Below are 20,294 nucleotides of genomic sequence, written 5' to 3'. Positions count from 1 at the left end.
CCGAAGGCAGATCGTTACCGATACGGCTGGTAGGCCGCTCAGCTTCCGGCGTTGTCGAGCACGGTCACCGCACGACGGTTCTGCGTCCAGCAGCTCTCGTCGTTGCAAACTGCGACCGGGCGCTCCTTGCCATAGGACACCGTCTTGATGCGGTTGCCCGGAATGCCGCGCGCGACCAGGTAGTTGCGCACCGCATCCGCGCGCCTTGCGCCAAGAGCGATGTTGTACTGGCGCGTGCCGCGCTCGTCCGCATGACCCTCGATGGTCACGGTGTAGCGGCTGTAGCTGTTCAGCCACTGTGCCTGCTTGTCCAGCGTCGCGGTCGCCTGCGGCGACAGCGTCGTCTGGTCGTTGCCGAAGAACACGCGGTCGCCGACGTTCACCACGAAGTCCTGACCGGTGCCGGGCTGGACGTTGCCAGTCAGCCCGTCCGGCTTGGTCTGCGCGCAGGCCGCCAGCAGCATCGCGCCGGCGACAACGGAGGCAATGCGCGCACCGCGGCTTCGCATCCCGAAATTCATCATGAAACTCACTCCTGATCCCCACCACCCCGACAGGGTAAACGCTTCTACAGCGAAACCGGTTAAGCGCGCGTTCATCAACGTGGTTAACGAAATCTTGCGCAGCTCAAGCTGGGGGCTGACCCCCAGCTTAGGCGCGGTTGCCTATTCCAGCAAGGGAGACCAGGCCGGGTCCGAACCGAAGGCCGGCGTCGGCAGGCGCTGCTCGTTGTAACCGGTCAGGTCCACGGTCCACAGCTGCGGCCCGCCATTGGCGCCCGGCGTATCGCGGAAGAACACCAGCACGCGGCCGTTCGGCGACCAGGCCGGCCCCTCGTTGTGATAGCCCTCGGTCAGGACGCGCTCGCCCGAGCCGTCCGGCCGCATCACGCCGATCATGAAGCGCCCCTGGTTCATCTTCGTGAAGGCGATCAGGTCGCCGCGCGGCGACCAGACCGGCGTCGAATAACGTCCCGGTCCGAAGCTGATGCGCTGCGGATTGCCGCCATTGGCGTCCATCACGTAGAGCTGCTGCGTGCCGCCGCGGTCGGACTCGAAGACGATCCGGCTGCCGTCCGGCGAATAGGACGGGCTGGTGTCGATGGCCGGCGTGTTGGTCAGCCGCGTGGTGCGGCGCGAGCGCAGGTCCATCTCGAAGATGTTGGCATTGCCGCCCTGCTGCAGGCTCATCGCCACCCGCTGGCCGTCAGGCGAGAAGCGCGGTGCGAAAGTCATGCCCGGGAAGTTGCCGACCATCTCGCGCTGACCCGTCTCGATGTTGAGCAGGTAGACGCGCGGCTCGGTGCCGGCATAGGCCATGTAGGTCACTTCCTGCCGCGAGGGCGAGAAGCGCGGCGTCAGCACCAGATCGCTGCCGTTGGTCAGGTAACGCACGTTGGCGCCGTCCTGGTCCATGATGGCCAGCCGCTTGACGCGCTTGTCCTTGGCGCCGGTCTCGTCGATGTAGACGATGCGGGTATCGAAATAGCCCTTCTCGCCGGTCAGCCGCTCATAGATCGCGTCGGCGATGATATGCGCCATGCGCCGCCAGTTGTCGGCCGTGGTGTAGAACTGCTGGCCCAGCATCTGCTGGCCGGCGAAAACGTCCCACAGGCGGAATTCGGCACGGATACGGCCGTCCGACTGCCGCTCGATCGCACCGACCACCAGCGCCTGCGCGCCGATCGGGCGCCAGGAGCCGAACTCCGGCGGCGTGTTCACGTTCACGCCCGTCTCGATGAAGCTGGCCGGGTCGAGAGGCCGGAAGAGACCGGACCGGGCAAGATCGGCCTTGATCACGTCGGTGATTTCCGACGCCAGCTGCGCCTCGCCCCCAGCTCCCGAAAAGGCCGGAAGGGCGATGGGCAGCGGCTCGATGTTGCCTTGGTTGATGACGATCTCCAAAGCTGCCGACGCGCGCTCGGACGGAAGCAGTCCGAAGCTCAGAACGACCGCTGCAAGCAGCAGGGCGGCCATTCGCGAGCAGGAGCGTGCAATGCTGGCAGATGCCTGTCTGATCATACTCTAGGCTCCGTCGGTCCTTGTGTCGCGGCGAACCGCGAATGCGGTGGCGCCGGTGTCCGGCCCATCCGTTGCGTGAGAATTCGTCATTTTCGCGTCCCTTGCGAATCTTGCCAAATCCGCGAGGCCTGCAAGAAGTCCCGGTCCATGGTCAACCGCCGAGCAGTTCGCGCGGATCAAACTCGATTTCCACGTCCCGCCAGGCATCGTATTTCGCCGCGGGAAGCGAATAGGGCGCGCAGCGCAGAACCGCCCGGCGGGCGCTCTCGGCCGCAATGCCGAAGGTCGGGTTGGAACTGGAGTTGATTACCGAGGGTTCGCTGTCAATTTCGCCGCCGATGGTCAGCGAGAATTTCAGTTTCACGGTCAGGTCGCCAGCGCCGGCCGCACCCGCAGGCGGGTTCCAGCAGCGCGAGATCTGTCCGCGCAGCGCATCGATTTCCGACTGGCTCATCGTCACGCCGCTCTGACCGAGACGGCTGCCCAGCGAGGCCGGCTGCGTCGAATTCGAGCTCGACCCGCCCGCAGGCTCCACCTTGTTGAGCAACGCGGCGATCTCGTTCGGATTGAAGTTCTCGCGCGGCTGCTCGCGCCGCGGCTGCGGCGGCGGGGTCGGCTTGGACCGCGGGCGCACGGTCGGCGGCGGCGGCGTTTCAGCCACCTTCTTCTCGGGCTCGGGCGTCGGGGCAGGTGCCGGCTCGGGCTCCGCGCGTGGTGCCGGCGGCTCCGGCTGCGGCGCCGGTGGCTCAGGCTGAGGCGCCGGAGGCTCCGGCGTCGGCCGCTCGGGCGCCGGGGTCGGCTCGGGAGCCGGGGCCGGTGTCGGCTCGGGCACGGCCTGGTTCGGCCGCTTTGCCTCGGTCTGCGCCGGCTTTTCTTCCGCCTTCGGCTCCTCGACGGGCTTCTCCGTCGGCCGGGTCGCCTCGACTTCGCGCACCTCGGCGGTCTTCTCGCCGATGCGCAGGCGCGTCAGCTCGGAGACGGGAACCAGATCGACCGGCAGCGTATCCACCGGCCCGATGTCGAACGGCTTCGCATCGGGGAACGAGATCACTCCCCAAAGCAGCACGGCCAGATGGCCCGCAGTCGATGCGATGAGCCCGACACGCATGTGCCTACTGCTGCTCCTCGAGCGTCACGAGGCCGAGCCGCTTGTAGCCGGCCGCGTTGATGCGCCCCATCACCTTCATGATGGTGCCGTAGTCGGCGTCCTGGTCGCCGCGCACGAAGATGCGCTCGTCGTAGCCGTTCTGGGCAATCGCCTCCAGCTTCGGCACCACCTCCTCGGCGGCGATCTCCGTATCCTGGATATAGATGCGCCCGTCGGCAGCGACCGAAATCGTGATCGGCTCCGTCGCCCCTTCCAGGGGCTTGGCCTGGGTCTCCGGCAGGTCGAGCGGCACGCCGACGGTGAGCAGCGGCGCGGCGACCATGAAGATGATCAGCAGCACGAGCATCACGTCCACGAAGGGCGTGACGTTGATCTCGCTCATCGGCTGATGGCGCTTTCGGCGACGGCGGCGGCCGGCCTCCTCGGGCGCCGCACCGGCGGACTGCATGCCCATGGATCAGCTCCTCTCGTCGATCTGACGCGACAGGATGGCCGAGAACTCGTCGGCAAAGCCTTCCATGCGGGCGGACAGCTTGCCCGCATCCGCCGACAGCTTGTTGTAGGCAATCACCGCCGGAATGGCCGCGAGCAGGCCGAGCGCGGTCGCCAGCAGCGCCTCGGCGATGCCCGGCGCCACCACGGCCAGATTAGTGTTCTTGGACGCGGCAATCGCCTGGAAGCTGGTCATGATGCCCCAGACCGTGCCGAACAGGCCGATGAAGGGCGCTGCCGAGCCCACGGTCGCCAGCACCAGAAGTCTCGCCTCCAGCCGTTCCGCCTCGCGGGCGATGGTCACGTCCATCACCCGGTCGATGCGCTGGCGCAGGCTGGCGATGGCCGGGCGCGCGCCTTCATGGCTACGCTTCCACTCGCGCATCGCGGCGATAAACAGGGCCGCCATCGAATGGTTCGCCCGCCCCGAAAGGGTGCGGTACAGCTCTTCCAGCGACTGGCCGGACCAGAAAACGGTCTCGAAGCGGTTCATCTGGCGCTTGGTGCGCGTGAACAGCAGCCACTTGTCGACGATGATCGCCCAGCACCAGATCGATGCCAGGACCAGGCCCAGCATCACCAGCTTGACGACCAGATGCGCCTGAAGAAACAGCGCGAAGAAAGACATGTCGCCCTGCGGTGCCGCGAGGGTCGTTTGTGCAAGTTCCACGGGATTCATCTAATTCAGGACCTCTTGCCCGATACCATTGGCGCACATGCCGGATCGGTTGCCGGTTGCCCGTATCGATCGGGCCAGTCGGTTTGTCCGCTGATCGACCGCCTCAATGACGAGCGATTTTGGCGAAACTGGGACTGTTTCCGCCGATAACCTGCGGCATTAAGCCAGCGTTAAGGTTACTGTCCCGTTAAGACGGCGAGATGTCGCCGGCAAGGCGCGCCGCGAGCGCCTCCGGCAGGCGGCGCGGGCGCCCTTCCGGCGAGATGACGGCAACCGTCACCGCCGCGGCGAAGAGAAGCACCCCTTCGCGGCGGACCTCCTGGGCGAGAACGATGCGCGCGCCGCGCGCTTCCCTGAGGTGTGTTGCGACCTCGAGCAGGTCGTCGATGCGGGCCGGCGCATGGAAATCGATCTCCATGTGGCGGACGGCAAAGGCCAGCGGCTCGCCGTGCGCTCCGCTCGCCAGCTCGTTGTGGTGGATGCCGCAAAGGCGCAGGAAATCAGAGCGCCCCCGCTCGGCGAATTTCAGATAGGCGGCGTGATAGACCACGCCAGTGAAATCAGTGTCCTCGTAATAGACCCGCACCGGCAGGACATGGCGCCCGGCCTCCAGCCGGCCGGCAAGATCCGGCCAGCGCGGCGCATCCTCACGCGTCGTCATCGGTGAACAGCCCGAGCTGCGGCACGTTGGAGCCCTGCGGCACCGCAAGGCCGAGATGCTGGAAGGCCTGTGGCGTCAGGATGCGGCCGCGCGGCGTGCGCTGGATGTAACCCTGCTGGATCAAGTAGGGCTCGACGATCTCCTCGATGGCATCGCGCGGCTCCGACAGGGCAGCTGCGATGGTCTCGATGCCGACGGGACCGCCGCCGAATTTCAGCGCGATCTGGTTGAGGTAACGCCGGTCGAGCTGGTCGAGGCCGGCACTGTCCACCTCCAGCTGGGTCAGCGCCCGGTCGGCAATCGCCGCATCGACCGTCTCCTGCCCGCCGACCACCGCAAAGTCGCGCACCCGCCGCAGCAGGCGGCCGGCGATGCGCGGCGTGCCGCGCGCGCGCCGGGCGATCTCCCGCGCGCCGTCGTCGCTCATGCCGATGCCGAGAATGCGCGCACCACGGCGCACGATCAGCTCCAGCTCCTCGGAGGTGTAGAATTGCAGGCGGACCGGAATGCCGAACCGGTCGCGCAGCGGCGTCGTCAAGAGACCGAGCCGCGTCGTTGCCGCAACGAGGGTGAAGCGCGCCAGATCGATCTTCACCGAACGCGCCGCCGGCCCCTCGCCGATGATCAGGTCGAGCTGGAAGTCCTCCATCGCCGGATAGAGCACTTCTTCGACGGCCGGGCTGAGACGATGGATCTCGTCGATGAACAGCACGTCGCGCTCTTCCAGGTTGGTCAGCAGCGCGGCGAGATCACCGGCCTTGGCGATGACCGGACCGGAGGTCGCCCGGAAATTGACGCCGAGCTCGCGCGCCATGATCTGGGCGAGCGTCGTCTTGCCGAGCCCCGGAGGCCCAACGAACAGCACATGGTCGAGCGATTCGCCCCGCGCCTTGGCGGCGCCGATGAAGACCTTGAGATTGGCGCGCGCCTGCGCCTGGCCGACGAAATCGTCGAGCACCTGCGGGCGCATCGTCGTGTCGATCTCGTCGCCGCGCAGTTCGGGCGAGACGAGACGGCCGGCGTCCTCGCTCATCTGGCAAGCTCCTTGAGGCCGAGGCGGATCAGCGTGGCGGCCTCGGCCCCCTCGCCTGCGCTCTTGACGGCAGCGGCCACCGCGGCGCTCGCCTGCGCCTGCTGGTAGCCGAGATTGACGAGGGCAGACACCGCATCGCCGACCGCCGTCGGCACGGCGGCAGAGGCCTGCTGCGAGGCCGCGATGGTGCCCGCATCGACACTGGCAAAGGCAGGCGCCTTGCTCTTCAGCTCGGTGACGATGCGCTCGGCCACCCGCTTGCCGATACCCGGCGCCCGGGCGATCTGGGCCGTATCGCCCAGCGCAACCGCATTGGCGAGTTCCGATGCCTTCATCACGCCGAGGGCGGCAAGCGCCACCTTGGCGCCCACCCCCTGCACGGTCATCAGCAGCTGGAACCAGGCCTTCTCCGAAGCGCTGGAGAACCCGTAGAGGCGGATCAGGTCCTCGCGGACCAGGGTCTCGATATGCAGCACCGCCGCCTCGCCGCGTCCGGGCAGCCCCTGCAGCACCCGCGCCGGCGCGAAGACCAGATAGCCGACGCCATGCACGTCGAGGATCAGGTGATCGTCGCCGATCTCGTCGACCACACCCTTCAGCTTGCCGATCATGCCCGTCTCCCGGCTCCCTGTTTCCCGGCTCTCGCAGACAGAGTCATCGCGCGAGCTTCTCGGCAATGCGTGCCGCCGCCGGCGTCACCCGATGCTGGGCATGGCAGATGGCGATGGCCAGCGCATCGGCCGCATCGTCCGAGTTGAACGTCGCCTTCGGCATCAGGACCTTCACCATCATGCGGATCTGGTCCTTTTCCGCGTGCCCCGTCCCCACCACCGTCTTCTTGACGAGGTTCGGCGCATACTCGGCCACGTCCAAGCCGTTCAGCGCCGGCACGAGCAGCGCGATACCGCGCGCCTGGCCGAGCTTCAGCGTCGCGCCCGCATCCTTGTTGACGAAGGTCAGCTCGACCGCCGCCTCGTGCGGAGCCTGCTGCCCGACGACCTCCTGCAGCCCGTCGTGCAACTGCCGCAGACGATCCGACAGCGGCAGGCGGTTGTCGGAAACGACCGTGCCGCTGGCCGCGAAGGTCATGCGGTTTCCCTCCACGACGATCACGCCCCAGCCGGTGCGGCGGAGACCGGGATCGATGCCGAGTATGCGAATCGGGAGTGCCATGGAACAAATCGGTAACGCCATTCGCCGCGCCTGACCAGCACGGACATGCCCGAGGCACCGCAAACCAGCAGAAAACCGGGCGCCGGACAGGGTTCGGCCCGCCGGGTTACCGGGCGGGCCATCACCTGTCGAGACTGTCGGAGAGAGGCGCCGGCAGGTCCGCGTCGGCTCACGCCGCGCGGATGGTCGCGATGAGCTCGGTCATGCGAACCTGCAACTCGCGAATGTCCGTGTTGAGGCGGGAGGACTGTTCGCCCACCGCTCCAGCCACCTCCTTGCCGCGCAGGGCAGCCTGCAGGATCCCCGCCGTGCACTCGCTGACGCGCGTCGTCCCGTTCGATGCCTCGGAGATGTTGCGGCTGATCTCGCCGGTTGCCGCGCTCTGCTGCTGCACGGCGGCAGCAATGGCAGTGGCGATGTTGTTCATGGTCTCGATCGTCGAGGAGACGCTGCCGATCGCATCGGCCGAGTCGCCGGTCGCGGTCTGGATCTCGCCGATCTGGGCGGCGATGTCCGCGGTCGCCCGCGAGGTCTGCTCGGCAAGCCCCTTGACCTCGGCCGCAACGACGGCGAAGCCCTTGCCCGCCTCTCCCGCGCGCGCCGCCTCGATGGTGGCGTTCAACGCCAGGAGGTTCGTCTGTCCGGCAATGTCCGAGATCAGTTTCACGATGTCGCCGATCCGCTGGGAGGCGGCGGTCAGCGAGGTGATCTTGTCGTTCGACAGGGCCGCGGCCGAGACCGCCTGTTGCGAGACGCGCCGCGCCTCGTCGGCCTGGCGCGCGATCTCGCGGATGCTGGCCGCCATTTCCTCGGAGGCTGCCGCGGCAGCCTGGACATTGCCGGAGGCCTCGCCCGAGGCCCGCTCGGCAAAGTGGCTGCTTTCGGTATTCCTGGCCGAGACCGTTCCCAGTTCGCGCGAAACCTCGTCCAGCGCCGCCGCTGTCTGTGCGCAGGTGTCCACGGCTGTGGCAACGGCCTGCTCGAACCGGCCGGCAATCGCATCCAGCGTCTCGCGCCGGTCGCGATGACCGGCCTCGATGTAGACGGAGATCGCAAGATCCATGTCGAGCAGGGCCGCCGACTGGACCGCCTTCTGGATCGCTATGACCCGGCTGCGCGCATCCCGGGAGAACAGGCCCGCGCGCATTTCCCTCGCCACCCCTTCGACGAGACCGTTGAGCACGAAGTTGTAACCGCCGATATACCAGCGCGGCTCGAGGCCAAGCCGGTTGTGCGCTTCGCCGACCTTCGTCACCGAGTCCGCATAATCTTCGGTGAAGCGGGCATCGGCGATGATCGACCAATGCCGCAGCTGCATTTGCTTGGCATGGGCCATGTGGTCGGGCGACTTGAAGAACTTCCGCGCATCCGCAAAGCCGGAAATATGGCGGTAGAACCCGTCGAGAATGTCAGGCAACAACCGCATGATCACCGGCTTCGCCTCGCGAAGCAGAGAAAGGGCAGTATCATCAAGCCTGTAGAATGCGCGCCTCTCGGCGATTGTGTCCCTGGCAGCCATCCGATGTCCTCGCAAGCTGGGAAATGGCAACTCACGTAAAACTACGGACGTAGAAATACCTACCCAGCAGTTTACGTAGGGTAAAATCGCAAAGTCACCATACGGAATTACCCGTACAAAGCGCCGTCGCTTTTCTTCCCTCCAACGCAAAATCCGAGGCGGAGACAAGAGCGTACCCGACTTCCTTTTCGCGCCGCCCCGAGAGGCGCCACGCTGATGCCGACACGAAAAAGCCCGGCGGGAGACCCGCCGGGCTTTTCAAGCGCGCAGCAATGAGAGAGGTCTCGCTCAGGCCGCCGTGAGGCGGGCCAGCGTTTCCTCGTCCACGTCGAAATTCGAGTAGACGTTCTGGACGTCGTCGTCGTCTTCCAGCAAGCCGATGAGCTTCAGCATGGTCTGGGCCTTGTCGGCATCGACCGGGGTCAGCGTCTGCGGCTTCCACACGGTCTTGACGGTCTCGGCCTCGCCGAGGGTCTCTTCCAACGCCTTGGACACATCGCCCAGATCCTCGAAGGCGCAGGTGACCACATGGCCGCTCTCGTCGGACTGCACATCCTCGGCGCCGGCCTCGATGGCGGCCTCCAGCATGGCGTCTGCACTGCCGGCGGAGGCCGGGTAGACGATCTCGCCGATGCGGTCGAACATGAAGGCGACCGAGCCGGTCTCGCCCATCGAGCCGCCGCACTTGGAGAAGTAGGAGCGCACGTTGGAGGCCGAGCGGTTGCGGTTGTCCGTCAGCAGCTCGACGATCACCGCGACGCCTGCCGGGCCGTAGCCCTCGTAGCGGAGCTCTTCGTAATTGTCGCCGTCGCCGGCCTGGGACTTGTTGATGGCCCGCTGGATGTTGTCCTTGGGCATCGACTGGGCCTTGGCGTTCTGCACGGCCAGGCGCAGGCGCGGATTGGAGTTGATGTCCGGTCCGCCCATCTTCGCCGCGACCGTGATCTCCTTCGACAGTTTGGAGAAGATCTTCGAGCGGACGGCGTCCTGACGGCCCTTCCGGTGCATGATGTTCTTAAATTGGGAATGTCCGGCCATGTCGCTTCCTGGTCTTGTCGGGAACGCCGGCGGTCTCGGCCGCGGTGGCGCGGGCCGGACACGGTCTCCAGGCGCGTTCCTCCCGGATTGATGTCGGGCGGACAGAGCGGATCGGGCGCAGCCGATCCGGGTCTGCCTGCAATCTCAAATGATCGGCGCGTTATAGGCTGCGGCGGCAAGAAAATCCAGCATCCGCTGGCGCCTCCGGCAACGCCTTTTGCGTCATTTCGCCGTCCAGAACGAGGGCAACGCCCGCGCCAGCCGGCCGCCCAGCCGCACCGGCTCGATCGCCGTGGCAAGGCCCGTGGCATCGTCCACCTCGACGGCCACCCCGCACACTGTCGCATCGCCCGAAGCCGGGGTGAACCGGCCGGACGGAATCTTGCGCAGGAAGCGCGAGATCGGCTCGTCCTTTTCCATGCCGAGCACGGAATCGTAGTCGCCGCACATGCCGGCATCGCTCATGTAGGCGGTGCCGCCGGGCAGGATCTGATGATCGGCCGTGGGCACATGCGTGTGCGTTCCCACCACCAGCGTCGCCCGTCCGTCGACGAAATGCGCCAGCGCCTGCTTTTCGCTGGTCGCCTCCGCATGCATGTCGATGACGATGGCATCGGCCACCTGGCCGAGCGGCGTTGCGTCGAGCACCCGCTCCACCGCCAGGAAAGGATCGTCGAGACTGTCCATGAACACCCGGCCCATGGCGTTCATCACCAGCACCCTTGCGCCATTGCGCGCGGTGAACAGGTTGGCGCCGCGCCCGGGCGCGCCTTGCGGGAAGTTCAGCGGCCGCAACAGGCGGTCCTGCCGCTCGATATAGACGAGCGTGTCGCGCTGGTCCCACACGTGATTGCCCGTGGTGACGACGTCCGCCCCCGCGTCCAGCACGTCCTGCAGGATCTCCTCGGTGATGCCGAAGCCAGCCGCGGCGTTCTCGCCATTGACGATGACGAAGTCGATGGAATGGCGCTCGACCAGTCCCGGCAGCACGTCGGTCGCCGCCTGCCGGCCGCTGCGGCCGACGAGATCACCCAGAAACAGCAGCCTCATGCCCGCTCGGGTCCTTCCAGTTGGACGAAGCCGCGCTCGGTCAGGATCCGGTCGAGACGGCGGTCGTGGTTTTCCTCCGGCACGCTTTCCACTTCCTGCAGCGAAAAGGCAATACCGACGGTGGCCGGCGGCGCTCCGCGCGCCGTGCCGATATGGGCGATGGCCCGGTCGTAATAGCCCCGACCGTAGCCGATCCGGCCGCCGCGCCTGTCGAAGGCGGCCAGCGGCACCAGCATGCAGTCCGGCACGAGGACATCGGCGTCGGCCGGCGGTTCAGCCGTGCCGAATCCGGCCGGCACCAGCACCGTCTCGCGGGTCAGCCGGCGGAACACCAGGTCGCCGTCGACGATGGCCGGCAGGCACAGCGCATGTCCGCGTGCGCGCAGCGCGTCCATCAGGGGCCGGGGATCGATCTCGTCGCGGATCGGCCAGAAGCCGGAGACGATGGCGCCATCGGGAAAATCGAGCGCATCCACCGCCTCGGCCAGCGCCAGGCCGCCTTCGATGCGCGCCTGGACAGGCAAGCCGGCACGGCGGCCCAGCGCCTCCTTGCGGCGCATGGATTTCAATTCGCGCAGGGCGCGGATCTCTTGGGGAATGTCGGTATCGGGAAAGATCAAGCGTCGCGCTCCCGGATGCGGCGGCCGAAGGGGCTGCCGACGCTCCGTCCAGGGCGACGGCGAACGAGGGAAATGACGTGGCCACCTCGGCCGTTGGAGGTTGCAATCCCGGGAAACCTACAGAGTAGGTGGGCGCCGTATACTCCAGCCCACGAGCCGGAGCAGGTACAGCTCCCTAGGGATGCGTAAGGCCCCGGGGATATGTCTCCTGACGCACCGCGCAGCCACGCCAATCCCGATATAGGGTCGCTTTGCCGTGAAATACAACACACGTTTTCGCATGGCCGGCCGGCAGCGTCCGGAACGCCGGGCCCGCGCGGGCGATCAGGCATCCGCCGGTCGCATGGACCGCGCCAGGCCATCGGCCAGCGCCTCGATCCGCTCGGCCGCCGTGACGATCTTGCCTGCGAGTTCCGCGTCGTTACGCGCCGCGCTGTCGAGAGCCGCGCGCCGCGCCTCGCGCAGGCTGTCGACCTCGTCCTGCAGGGCTGCCAGCCGGCGCTCGCGCTCGGCCAGTTCGTCGGTGACCATGATCCCGGCCATCACCGTCAGGCGCAGGTCGCCGATTTCGCCGAAACTGCCGCGCAGGCTGTCGATGGCACTGTCGAAGCGGCGGGCGAGCGCGGTCAGCCGCTCTTCCTCGCCGTCGTCGCAGGCCATGCGGAAGCTGCGTCCGTTGATCGTCACGATTATCTGAGCCATCGCCTCGTCGCCTCAGCCGCCATGCGTCTCGAGCACGGAGCGGATCGATTCCATTGCCGACACGAGCCTGCGCGAGACTTCGCGATTGGCATCCTCCAGCCGGGCGACGCGCGCCTCGGCCGTATCCAGCGTCGCAGCCAGCGAGGACCGGTCCTCGCCCAGCCGCTGCAGTTCTTCCTGCAGCCCGCCCAGCGACATGTCGGACTCCATACGCCGCTGCACTGTTGCATCAAGCCGCGAAACGGCACGGGCCAGCCGCTCCAGCGCGGCAGCGACGCTGTCGCCGGATCCTGCCGCGGACGCGACCGGCCGGGTCTCGCCCCCGCCAGACTGCCCCCCGGAAAGTCCCGACGTATCGTCCATTCCAACCCCTTGTGGCTTCGCTGCCGGATTCGCTGCGCGCACCATGCCGCTCGCGGGCGGAATACCCGCATCCGCCCTTTGCCGCTATACCATTCCTTGCCGCGGGATGCGAGATCGACGGATGCACCCGCTCTCCCCGGCTCTCCGGCCATCCGCTTTGTTGACTCGCCCAAGGTTCCTGATATTTGTCGAGCCGCCTCGGCGGGGTCCGGTGAAAACCGGTCGCAACCGCCGGAAAACCGATATCGCCGGCGGCCCGGACACCACCCGCACCGACCCGTCCCGAGCGGGCGCAGCACCTCCCCGCAGCGCCAGCCACGGACAGGCCGGAGTCGGAACCGGGGCCCGTGCGGTGCCCGCATCACGGACGAGTAGCCCGCGTGGGCCGCCGACAGGGACGAACGGAATCAGATGATCGATCTCGAAAAGCACAATCGCATGGCCAATGCGATCCGTTTCCTCGCAGCAGATGCCGTGGAAGCGGCCAAGTCCGGCCATCCCGGCCTGCCCATGGGCGCAGCCGACATCGCGACCGTGCTGTTCACCCAGGTGATGCACTACGACCCGACCCGCCCGGACTGGCCGGACCGTGACCGGTTCATCCTGTCGGCCGGCCACGGCTCGATGCTGCTCTATGCGGTGCACTACCTGCTCGGCTCCGAGGACTTCACCCTCGACCAGCTCAAGAAGTTCCGCCAGATCGGCGCGCTGACCGCCGGTCATCCCGAGTTCGGCCATGGCGCCGGCATCGAGACGACCACCGGCCCGCTTGGCCAGGGCCTTGCCAATGCCGTCGGCATGGCGATTTCCGAGCGCCACCTGCGCGAGACCTTCGGCGACGCCCTCACCGACCACTACACCTATGTGCTGGCCGGCGACGGCTGCCTGATGGAGGGCATCAGCCAGGAGGCGATCTCTCTCGCCGGTCACCTGAAGCTCGACCGCCTGATCGTCATCTGGGACGACAACGGCATCTCGATCGACGGCAAGGTGTCGCTGACCGACAGCACCAACCAGCTGGAGCGCTTCGAGGCCAGCGGCTGGGCGACCGTCGCCATCGACGGCCACGACCCCGCGGCCATCGCCGCAGCGCTCGTGAAGGCGCGCGAGAACGACCGCCCGACCCTGATCGCCGCCAAGACCACCATCGGCTTCGGCGCCCCGAACAAGGCCGGCTCGGAGAAGGTCCACGGCTCGCCGCTCGGCGCCGAGGAACTTGCCGCGACCCGCAAGGCGCTCGGCTGGACCCACGAGGCCTTCGAGGTCCCGAGCGACATTCTCGACGCCTGGCGCATCGCCGGCCTGCGCTCCGGCCAGGCCCGCAAGGAGTGGGAGAAGCGTCTTGCCGCGGCCGACACCGAGCTGCGCTCGGAGTTCGAGCGTCGTCTGCGCGGCGACCTGCCGGCCGGTTTCGCCGACGCGATGGCGAAGCTGAAGAAGCAGATCGCCCAGGACAAGCCGACCATGGCGACCCGCAAGGCCTCCGAATACGTGCTCGGCACGATCACCAAGGTGGTGCCGGAGACCATCGGCGGCTCCGCCGACCTGACCGGCTCGAACAATACCAAGACGGCCGACACCGCCCCGATCACGCCGGACGACTTCACCGGCCGCTACCTGCACTGGGGCATTCGCGAGCACGGCATGGCCGCCGCGATGAACGGCATGGCGCTGCATGGCGGCACCATTCCCTATTCCGGCACCTTCCTGGTGTTCTCGGACTATGCCCGTCCGGCCATCCGCCTTGCGGCCCTGATGCGTCAGCGCGTCATCCACGTGATGACCCATGACAGCATCGGCCTCGGCGAGGACGGCCCGACCCACCAGCCAGTCGAGCATTATGCCGCGCTGCGTGCGATCCCGAACCTCGACTTCTACCGTCCGGCCGACGTGACCGAGACGCTTGAATGCTGGCAGCTGGCCCTGGAGAGCAGCGAAACGCCGAGCGTTCTCGCCCTGACCCGCCAGAACCTGCCGCCGGTGCGCACCAGCTTCGAGACCGAGAACCTGTCCGCCCGCGGCGCCTATGTTGTGGCAGGCGGCGACGAGGCGCCCGAGGTGACCATCTTCGCCTCCGGCTCGGAGGTCGAGATCGCCCTCAAGGCCCGCGAGACGCTGGAAGCCGCCGGCACCGCGACCCGCGTCGTCTCCGTGCCCTGCATGGAGCGCTTCGAGCGCCAGTCGGCCGATTACCGCGCCGACATCGCCGGCTCGGCAAAGGTCAAGGTCGCCATCGAGGCCGGCATCCGCATGGGCTGGGACGCGATCATCGGTTCCGACGGCATCTTCGTCGGCATGACCGGCTTCGGCGCCAGCGGCCCCTACCAGGAGCTCTACCGTCACTTCGGCATCACGCCGGAAGCGGTCGTCGCCGCGGTCAACGCCCGCCTGTAAGCGGCGGTTTCCGGTAAGATCCGGACAGGGCGGCGCAGCCGCGCCGCCCTCTCCTGTCCGTTGCGCTTGCGCAGCGATCGGCTGTAAGAACTGTCGATCATCGGGAGGTCGCCCACGTGTCACCCAGTTCCGGGAAGCGCCATTCCACACACGCCCTCTGGCGCTCCATCGCGGAGCGCCCCTGGATTCTCGCTGTCGCGGTGGTCCTGGCGCTGGTGTTGCTGCCGCTTGCCGTCTGGCTCGATCTGCGAAACCTCTCCGACGCCGGCCTGACCACACAGGCGCGCACCCTCAATGCGATGGTGTCGGAAATCCGCGCCTATTACGGCTCCAACGTCGTCGGCCGGGTCCAGGGCTACACCGGCGATTCCGTCGCCGTTCACAATTACGAGGATGTGCCCGGCGCGATCCCGATCCCGGCGACCCTGTCGCTGGAACTCGGCGGCGTGATCGCCGGCCGCGGCGGCGGCGATGTCGACTACCGTTTCGTCTCCGACCTTTCCTTCGCCAACCGCGCCCCGCACAAGCTCGATGCGTTCGAGACCGCCGCGCTGGCAAGCTTCCGCCAGAGCCGGGCGCCGGACGCGGTCGCGACGGACCTGTCGGGCTCGTTGTTCGAGCGGCAGATCCGCATGGCGGTTCCGGTGGTGATGGGCCAGGCCTGCGTCTCTTGCCACAACACCCATCCCGAGAGCCCCAAGCGCGACTGGCAGGTCGGCGATGTGCGCGGCATCCAGGCGATTACCGTGCACCAGCCGATCGCCAGGAACCTCTTCTCGTTCAAGTACCTGTTCATGTATTTCGCCGGTGCCGGGGCCTTCGGCGCCGCCTTTGCCGGGCTGCAGTGGCGCCAGGCCAACGACTTCCGCCGCATGAACGCGGAGCTGGAGGAAGCTAACGGCTTTCTCGCCTCCATCTCCATGAAGATCTCGAAATACCTCTCGCCGCAGATCTACAAGTCGATCTTCTCCGGCGAAAAGGACGTGGTGATCTCCACGGAGCGCAAGAAGCTGACGATCTTCTTCTCCGACATCAAGGACTTCACCGAGACGGCGGAGCACCTGCAGCCCGAGGAGCTGACCAGTCTGCTCAACGAGTATTTCACGGAAATGTCGGCCATCGCCCAGGCCCATGGCGCGACCGTCGACAAGTTCATCGGCGACGCGATCCTCGCCTTCTTCGGCGATCCCGAGACACGCGGCGCGCGCGAGGATGCCAATGCCTGTCTCGACATGGCCATCGCGATGCAGAAGCGCATGGTCGAGCTCAAGGGCCGCTGGCGCCGGCGCGGGATCGAGAAGCCCTTCGAGGTCCGCATGGGCATCAACACCGGCTACTGCAATGTCGGCAACTTCGGCTCCGCCGACCGCATGGACTACACGATCATCGGCGCCGAGGCGAACCTCGCCGCCCGCCTGCAGGGCATCGCCCAGCCGGGCGGCATCGTCATTTCCTACGAGACCTGGGCCCATGTGCAGGACCGGGTGCGCGTGCGCCGACTGGAACCGATCACGCTGAAGGGCATTCCGGGAGAGATCGTGCCCTACGCCGTGGAGGGCCTGCACGAGGTGGAAAACGCCGCGCCGCAGACGATCAACGAGGAGGACGAGGGTCTCGTCCTCCATCTCGACATCGCCAAGCTCGACGCGGACGCCCGGCGCAAGGCCGAGGCCGTGCTCGAAAAGGCCCTCGGCGCAGTGCGGATGCAGGAGCATGGAAAGGGCGACAAGGCCTGAGCCATGCAGCCGCATCGGCCAGATATGTTGCTTCAACCCGTTGCATCCGTGACGCGGCTTGGGTAACCAGCCATCGGGCGCCGCGCAGCGGCGTTCCAAAGACGACAGGAGCCGGACAACACCTCCTTGGATCGACCGGCTCGACCAGATCAATCGCCCAAGGAATGCGGTTCGCCGCCACAGGAGAGACAAGCATGACCGTGAAGGTTGCCATCAACGGGTTTGGTCGCATCGGACGCAACGTGCTGCGCGCCATCGTGGAGTCGGGCCGGACCGACATCCAGGTCGTAGCGATCAACGATCTCGGCCCGGTCGAGACCAACGCCCACCTGCTGCGCTACGACTCCGTCCATGGCCGCTTCCCGGCGAAGGTGACCGTCGACGGCGACACCATCGACGTCGGTACCGGCCCGATCAAGGTCACGGCCCTGCGCGACCCGAAGGAGCTGCCCTGGGGCGACCTCGGCGTCGACATCGCCATGGAGTGCACCGGCATCTTCACCGACCGCGACAAGGCCGCCCTGCACCTGGAGAACGGCTCCAAGCGCGTGCTGGTCTCCGCGCCGGCCAACGGCGCCGACCTGACGGTCGTCTACGGCGTGAACCACGACAAGCTCTCCAGCGAGCACAAGGTCGTATCCAACGCCTCCTGCACCACCAACTGCCTGGCTCCGGTCGCCAAGGTCCTCAACGACGCCTTCGGCATCGAGAAGGGCTTCATGACGACGGTGCACGCCTATACGGGCGACCAGCCGACGCTCGACACCATGCACAAGGACCTGTACCGCGCCCGCGCCGCGGCCATGTCGATGATCCCGACCTCGACCGGCGCCGCCAAGGCCGTCGGCCTGGTGCTGCCGGAGCTGAACGGCAAGCTGGACGGCGTCTCGATCCGCGTCCCGACGCCGAACGTCTCGGTCGTCGACTTCAAGTTCGTGCCCAAGCGCAAGGTCACGGTCGCCGAGGTCAACGCCGCGCTGGTGGCGGCCGCCGATGGCGGTCTCAAGGGCATTCTCGCCTATACCGACGAGCCGCTGGTCTCCATCGACCTGAACCACAACGGCGCCTCGTCGACCTTCGCACTCGACCAGACCAAGGTCATCGACGGCGACCTCGTCCGCGTCATGTCCTGGTACGACAACGAGTGGGGCTTCTCCAACCGCATGTCGGACACCGCGGTGGCCTTCGCGAAGACCATCTGAGTTGGCAGCAGCGGCCGGCGCCCTTCGCGCCGGCCGTCTCACATGAGATATCCAGGCGAGCGATCCATGACCTTCAAGACCCTTGACGATCTCGGCAACCTGTCCGGCCGCCGCGCCTTGGTGCGCGTCGACCTGAACGTGCCGATGGACGGCAACCGGGTGACCGACACGACCCGCATCGACCGGGTGCTGCCGACCATCCGCGAGCTCTCGGACAAGGGCGCGCGGGTCGTGCTGCTCGCCCATTTCGGCCGCCCCAAGGGCGCCGTGATGCCGGAGATGAGCCTGGCGCCGGTCGCCGCGGCTCTCACCGAGCGGCTCGGCCGGCCGGTTGCCTTCGCCGCCGACTGCATCGGCGACCTTGCCGCCTCGCTCATCGACGGGCTGAAGGACGGCGACGTCGCGCTGCTCGAGAACACCCGCTTCCACGCGGGCGAGGAAAAGAACGACGGCGCCTTCGCCGACGCTCTGGCTGCGCTCGGCGATCTCTATGTCAACGACGCCTTCTCCGCCGCCCACCGCGCGCATGCCTCGACCGAAGGTCTGGCCCGCCGCCTGCCCGCCTATGCCGGCCGCACCATGCAGGCCGAGCTGGAGGCCCTCGCCTCCGCCCTGACCACGCCCGTTCGCCCGGTGCTCGCCGTCGTCGGCGGCGCCAAGGTCTCCTCCAAGATCGATCTGCTCGAGAATCTCGTGAAGAAGGTCGACATGCTGGTGATCGGCGGCGGCATGGCCAACACCTTCCTCGCCGCCAAGGGCGTCTCCGTCGGCAAGTCGCTGTGCGAGCACGACCTGGCCGACACCGCGCGGCGGATCATGGATGCGGCGGCAGCTGCCGGCTGCGAGATCGTCCTCCCCGTCGACGCCGTCGTCGCACGCGAGTTCAAGGCGGGTGCCGCCAGCGAGACCGTTTCGGTCGATGCGGTGCCGGCCGATGCCATGATCCTCGATGTCGGCGCCGCCTCCATCGACAATGTCCGCGCCAAGATCGACGCGGCCGCCACGCTGGTGTGGAACGGCCCGCTCGGCGCGTTCGAGATCGAGCCCTTCGACACCGCCACGGTCGCTGCGGCGCGCCACGCGGCCGAGCGCACCCGCGCCGGCTCGCTGACGACGGTCGCAGGCGGCGGCGACACGGTCGCTGCGCTCAACCATGCCGGCGTTGCCGACGACTTTTCCTACGTGTCGACCGCCGGCGGTGCCTTCCTCGAATGGCTCGAGGGCAAGGCCCTTCCGGGCGTCGTCGCACTCGAGAATTAATCCTGTCGACGAAACAGCTTGCGCCGCGCCTTCAAAAGCGCGGCGCTTTTGGTAGAAAGCCGCCAACGCAACGCGGCGATGCTTGCAAGCAAGAAGAGGGTCTCATCGGATGAGTGAACGTCTCGAGGATATCGCACAGGCCATGGTGGCCACCGGTCAGGGCATCCTTGCCGCCGACGAAAGCACCGGCACGATCAAGAAGCGCTTCGACCAGATCGGCACGGAGAACAGCGAGGACAACCGTCGCGCCTATCGCGAGATGCTGTTCTCCAGCACCGAGGCGATGAACGACTACATCTCCGGCGTCATCCTGTTCGACGAGACGCTGCGCCAGAAGGCGGCCGACGGCACCCCGTTCGTCGAGATGATCCGCAAGTCCGGCGCCGTTCCGGGCATCAAGGTCGACATGGGCGCCAAGCCGCTGGCCGGCTTCCCGGGCGAGACCATCACCGAAGGCCTCGACGGCCTGCGCGAGCGCCTTGCCGAGTACCATGATCTGGGCGCGCGGTTCGCCAAGTGGCGTGCGGTCATCGACATCAACGAGGAAGACGGCCTGCCGTCCAGCACCTGCATCCAGGCCAATGCCCATGCGCTGGCCCGCTATGCGGCCCTGTGCCAGGAAGCCGGCATCGTGCCGATCGTCGAGCCGGAAGTGCTGATGGACGGCCCCTCCGCCGCCCACGACATCGAGACCTGCTACGAGGTCACCGAGTGGACGCTGAACACGGTGTTCGCCGAACTGTTCCAGATGGACATCCTGCTCGAGGGCATCATCCTCAAGCCGAACATGATCGTTCCGGGCAAGAACGCCCCGATCCAGGCCTCGGCCGAGGAAGTCGCCGAGCTGACCGTGCGCTGCCTGAAGGCCACCGTGCCGGCAGCCGTGCCGGGCATCGCCTTCCTGTCCGGCGGCCAGTCGGACGAGCTGGCGACCGAGCACCTGCACCTGATGAACGCAGCCGGCCCGCTTCCCTGGAAGCTGACCTTCTCCTACGGCCGCGCGCTGCAGCAGGCTGCGCTCAAGGCCTGGGGCGGCAAGTCCGAGAACGTTCCGGCCGGCCAGGCCGCGTTCCTGCACCGCGCCCGCATGAACGGCCTCGCCGCCAAGGGCGAGTGGGCGAAGTCGCTCGAGACCGCCTGACCGGACACTCATCCGATCGGCAAGCTTGACGAGAGGGGCGGTTTCGCCCCTCTTTTGCCGTGATCGCCCCTCATTCCGGGACGGGTTCCGATTGCCCGGCCC

The 20,294-nt window shown here is 67.3% G+C and carries 20 protein-coding genes, 1 other RNA gene and 1 pseudogene; 5 read left to right on the top strand and 17 right to left on the bottom strand.

The genetic code is table 11. The annotated features are described in order from the left end of the window. Positions 1–38: 38 nt before the first annotated feature. The 17 genes and pseudogenes from pal to BBX35_RS08790 all read right to left on the bottom strand — a co-directional run bounded on the left by pal (position 39) and on the right by BBX35_RS08790 (position 12,459). Positions 39–524 carry a peptidoglycan-associated lipoprotein Pal gene (pal, locus tag BBX35_RS08865; RefSeq protein WP_067218757.1) on the bottom strand — a complete coding sequence of 162 codons (486 nt, stop codon included), beginning with the start codon at positions 522–524 and terminating at the stop codon, positions 39–41. Positions 525–665: 141 nt separating this feature from the next. After that, positions 666–2,021 carry a Tol-Pal system beta propeller repeat protein TolB gene (tolB, locus tag BBX35_RS08860; RefSeq protein WP_083206149.1) on the bottom strand — a complete coding sequence of 452 codons (1,356 nt, stop codon included), beginning with the start codon at positions 2,019–2,021 and terminating at the stop codon, positions 666–668. Between the two features lie 151 nt (positions 2,022–2,172). Beyond that, on the bottom strand, positions 2,173–3,129 hold the full coding sequence (locus BBX35_RS08855) for a cell envelope biogenesis protein TolA (protein ID WP_067218751.1): 957 nt from the start codon (positions 3,127–3,129) through the stop codon (positions 2,173–2,175). 4 nt (positions 3,130–3,133) lie between these two features. Continuing rightward, complete coding sequence (tolR, locus tag BBX35_RS08850; RefSeq protein ID WP_067218749.1) at positions 3,134–3,583, bottom strand: protein TolR; 450 nt, start codon at positions 3,581–3,583, stop codon at positions 3,134–3,136. 3 nt (positions 3,584–3,586) lie between these two features. Further along, entirely contained in the window at positions 3,587–4,249 is a 663-nt protein-coding gene (gene tolQ, locus BBX35_RS08845) for a protein TolQ (RefSeq protein WP_425274569.1), read from the bottom strand. A gap of 238 nt (positions 4,250–4,487) precedes the next feature. Then, the gene (ybgC, locus tag BBX35_RS08840; RefSeq protein ID WP_067218743.1) at positions 4,488–4,961 is read right to left on the bottom strand and encodes a tol-pal system-associated acyl-CoA thioesterase; all 474 of its coding nucleotides are present in this window, start codon (positions 4,959–4,961) and stop codon (positions 4,488–4,490) included. Beyond that, positions 4,948–5,994: a Holliday junction branch migration DNA helicase RuvB gene (gene ruvB, locus BBX35_RS08835; protein ID WP_067218742.1), complete on the bottom strand. Its 1,047-nt coding sequence runs from the start codon at positions 5,992–5,994 to the stop codon at positions 4,948–4,950. The genes ybgC and ruvB overlap by 14 nt, the downstream gene beginning before the upstream one ends. Beyond that, positions 5,991–6,605 (bottom strand): Holliday junction branch migration protein RuvA, encoded by a 615-nt coding sequence (gene ruvA, locus BBX35_RS08830; RefSeq protein ID WP_067218739.1) that lies wholly within the window; start codon positions 6,603–6,605, stop codon positions 5,991–5,993. Before ruvA ends, ruvB begins: the two co-directional genes overlap by 4 nt. A 43-nt stretch (positions 6,606–6,648) precedes the next feature. Then, entirely contained in the window at positions 6,649–7,167 is a 519-nt protein-coding gene (ruvC, locus tag BBX35_RS08825; protein WP_067218737.1) for a crossover junction endodeoxyribonuclease RuvC, read from the bottom strand. Between the two features lie 169 nt (positions 7,168–7,336). After that, positions 7,337–7,972 carry a methyl-accepting chemotaxis protein gene (locus BBX35_RS24075; RefSeq protein WP_425274577.1) on the bottom strand — a complete coding sequence of 212 codons (636 nt, stop codon included), beginning with the start codon at positions 7,970–7,972 and terminating at the stop codon, positions 7,337–7,339. A 231-nt stretch (positions 7,973–8,203) separates the two neighbouring features. Continuing rightward, a pseudogene (locus BBX35_RS24070) lies at positions 8,204–8,686 on the bottom strand (protoglobin domain-containing protein); the annotation flags it as partial. A 288-nt stretch (positions 8,687–8,974) separates the two neighbouring features. Further along, a complete protein-coding gene (locus BBX35_RS08815; protein ID WP_067218731.1) occupies positions 8,975–9,724 on the bottom strand; it encodes a YebC/PmpR family DNA-binding transcriptional regulator in 750 nt (249 codons plus the stop codon). 222 nt (positions 9,725–9,946) lie between these two features. Next, the gene (locus BBX35_RS08810) at positions 9,947–10,774 is read right to left on the bottom strand and encodes a TIGR00282 family metallophosphoesterase (protein WP_067218728.1); all 828 of its coding nucleotides are present in this window, start codon (positions 10,772–10,774) and stop codon (positions 9,947–9,949) included. Beyond that, positions 10,771–11,394: a 5-formyltetrahydrofolate cyclo-ligase gene (locus BBX35_RS08805; protein ID WP_341871216.1), complete on the bottom strand. Its 624-nt coding sequence runs from the start codon at positions 11,392–11,394 to the stop codon at positions 10,771–10,773. The genes BBX35_RS08810 and BBX35_RS08805 overlap by 4 nt, the downstream gene beginning before the upstream one ends. Positions 11,395–11,468: 74 nt before the next feature. Then, positions 11,469–11,624, bottom strand: a non-coding RNA gene (gene ssrS, locus BBX35_RS08800) — 6S RNA. Positions 11,625–11,718: 94 nt separating this feature from the next. Next, on the bottom strand, positions 11,719–12,096 hold the full coding sequence (locus BBX35_RS08795; protein ID WP_067218725.1) for a cell division protein ZapA: 378 nt from the start codon (positions 12,094–12,096) through the stop codon (positions 11,719–11,721). Between the two features lie 12 nt (positions 12,097–12,108). Next, positions 12,109–12,459, bottom strand: a complete 351-nt coding sequence (locus BBX35_RS08790) for a DUF4164 domain-containing protein (protein WP_083206148.1) — start codon at positions 12,457–12,459, stop codon at positions 12,109–12,111. 411 nt (positions 12,460–12,870) lie between these two features. On the opposite strand from BBX35_RS08790, the gene tkt reads away from it, so the two are divergent. From tkt to BBX35_RS08765, 5 genes are all read left to right on the top strand, one after another. Further along, entirely contained in the window at positions 12,871–14,853 is a 1,983-nt protein-coding gene (gene tkt, locus BBX35_RS08785) for a transketolase (RefSeq protein WP_067218722.1), read from the top strand. Between the two features lie 167 nt (positions 14,854–15,020). Then, a complete protein-coding gene (locus BBX35_RS08780) occupies positions 15,021–16,589 on the top strand; it encodes an adenylate/guanylate cyclase domain-containing protein (protein WP_067219906.1) in 1,569 nt (522 codons plus the stop codon). Positions 16,590–16,783: 194 nt separating this feature from the next. Next, positions 16,784–17,791, top strand: coding sequence for a type I glyceraldehyde-3-phosphate dehydrogenase (gap, locus tag BBX35_RS08775; protein ID WP_067218720.1), 1,008 nt, complete (start codon positions 16,784–16,786; stop codon positions 17,789–17,791). Between the two features lie 66 nt (positions 17,792–17,857). Beyond that, a complete protein-coding gene (locus BBX35_RS08770; protein WP_067218717.1) occupies positions 17,858–19,051 on the top strand; it encodes a phosphoglycerate kinase in 1,194 nt (397 codons plus the stop codon). A 109-nt stretch (positions 19,052–19,160) separates the two neighbouring features. Next, the gene (locus BBX35_RS08765) at positions 19,161–20,192 is read left to right on the top strand and encodes a class I fructose-bisphosphate aldolase (RefSeq protein WP_067218715.1); all 1,032 of its coding nucleotides are present in this window, start codon (positions 19,161–19,163) and stop codon (positions 20,190–20,192) included. Positions 20,193–20,294 lie beyond the last annotated feature (102 nt).

This window comes from Stappia indica (assembly GCF_001696535.1).
GTDB lineage: Bacteria > Pseudomonadota > Alphaproteobacteria > Rhizobiales > Stappiaceae > Stappia > Stappia indica.
Note: the sequence above shows the minus strand (reverse complement) of the source record. Positions and strands in the feature narration are given on the sequence as shown.

Bases quoted from the DNA above. Each gene is read 5' to 3' on its own strand.
- BBX35_RS08855 (WP_067218751.1), bottom strand. From the start codon at position 3,129: ATGCGTGTCGGGCTCATCGCATCGACTGCGGGCCATCTGGCCGTGCTG.
- ruvB (WP_067218742.1), bottom strand. From the start codon at position 5,994: ATGAGCGAGGACGCCGGCCGTCTCGTCTCGCCCGAACTGCGCGGCGAC.
- tolQ (WP_425274569.1), bottom strand. From the start codon at position 4,249: ATGTCTTTCTTCGCGCTGTTTCTTCAGGCGCATCTGGTCGTCAAGCTG.
- pal (WP_067218757.1), bottom strand. From the start codon at position 524: ATGATGAATTTCGGGATGCGAAGCCGCGGTGCGCGCATTGCCTCCGTT.
- gap (WP_067218720.1), top strand. From the start codon at position 16,784: ATGACCGTGAAGGTTGCCATCAACGGGTTTGGTCGCATCGGACGCAAC.
- tolR (WP_067218749.1), bottom strand. From the start codon at position 3,583: ATGGGCATGCAGTCCGCCGGTGCGGCGCCCGAGGAGGCCGGCCGCCGC.
- BBX35_RS08765 (WP_067218715.1), top strand. From the start codon at position 19,161: ATGAGTGAACGTCTCGAGGATATCGCACAGGCCATGGTGGCCACCGGT.
- tkt (WP_067218722.1), top strand. From the start codon at position 12,871: ATGATCGATCTCGAAAAGCACAATCGCATGGCCAATGCGATCCGTTTC.
- tolB (WP_083206149.1), bottom strand. From the start codon at position 2,021: ATGATCAGACAGGCATCTGCCAGCATTGCACGCTCCTGCTCGCGAATG.
- BBX35_RS24075 (WP_425274577.1), bottom strand. From the start codon at position 7,972: ATGGCGGCCAGCATCCGCGAGATCGCGCGCCAGGCCGACGAGGCGCGG.
- BBX35_RS08810 (WP_067218728.1), bottom strand. From the start codon at position 10,774: ATGAGGCTGCTGTTTCTGGGTGATCTCGTCGGCCGCAGCGGCCGGCAG.
- BBX35_RS08770 (WP_067218717.1), top strand. From the start codon at position 17,858: ATGACCTTCAAGACCCTTGACGATCTCGGCAACCTGTCCGGCCGCCGC.
- BBX35_RS08795 (WP_067218725.1), bottom strand. From the start codon at position 12,096: ATGGCTCAGATAATCGTGACGATCAACGGACGCAGCTTCCGCATGGCC.
- BBX35_RS08790 (WP_083206148.1), bottom strand. From the start codon at position 12,459: ATGGACGATACGTCGGGACTTTCCGGGGGGCAGTCTGGCGGGGGCGAG.
- ybgC (WP_067218743.1), bottom strand. From the start codon at position 4,961: ATGACGACGCGTGAGGATGCGCCGCGCTGGCCGGATCTTGCCGGCCGG.
- BBX35_RS08815 (WP_067218731.1), bottom strand. From the start codon at position 9,724: ATGGCCGGACATTCCCAATTTAAGAACATCATGCACCGGAAGGGCCGT.
- ruvC (WP_067218737.1), bottom strand. From the start codon at position 7,167: ATGGCACTCCCGATTCGCATACTCGGCATCGATCCCGGTCTCCGCCGC.
- ruvA (WP_067218739.1), bottom strand. From the start codon at position 6,605: ATGATCGGCAAGCTGAAGGGTGTGGTCGACGAGATCGGCGACGATCAC.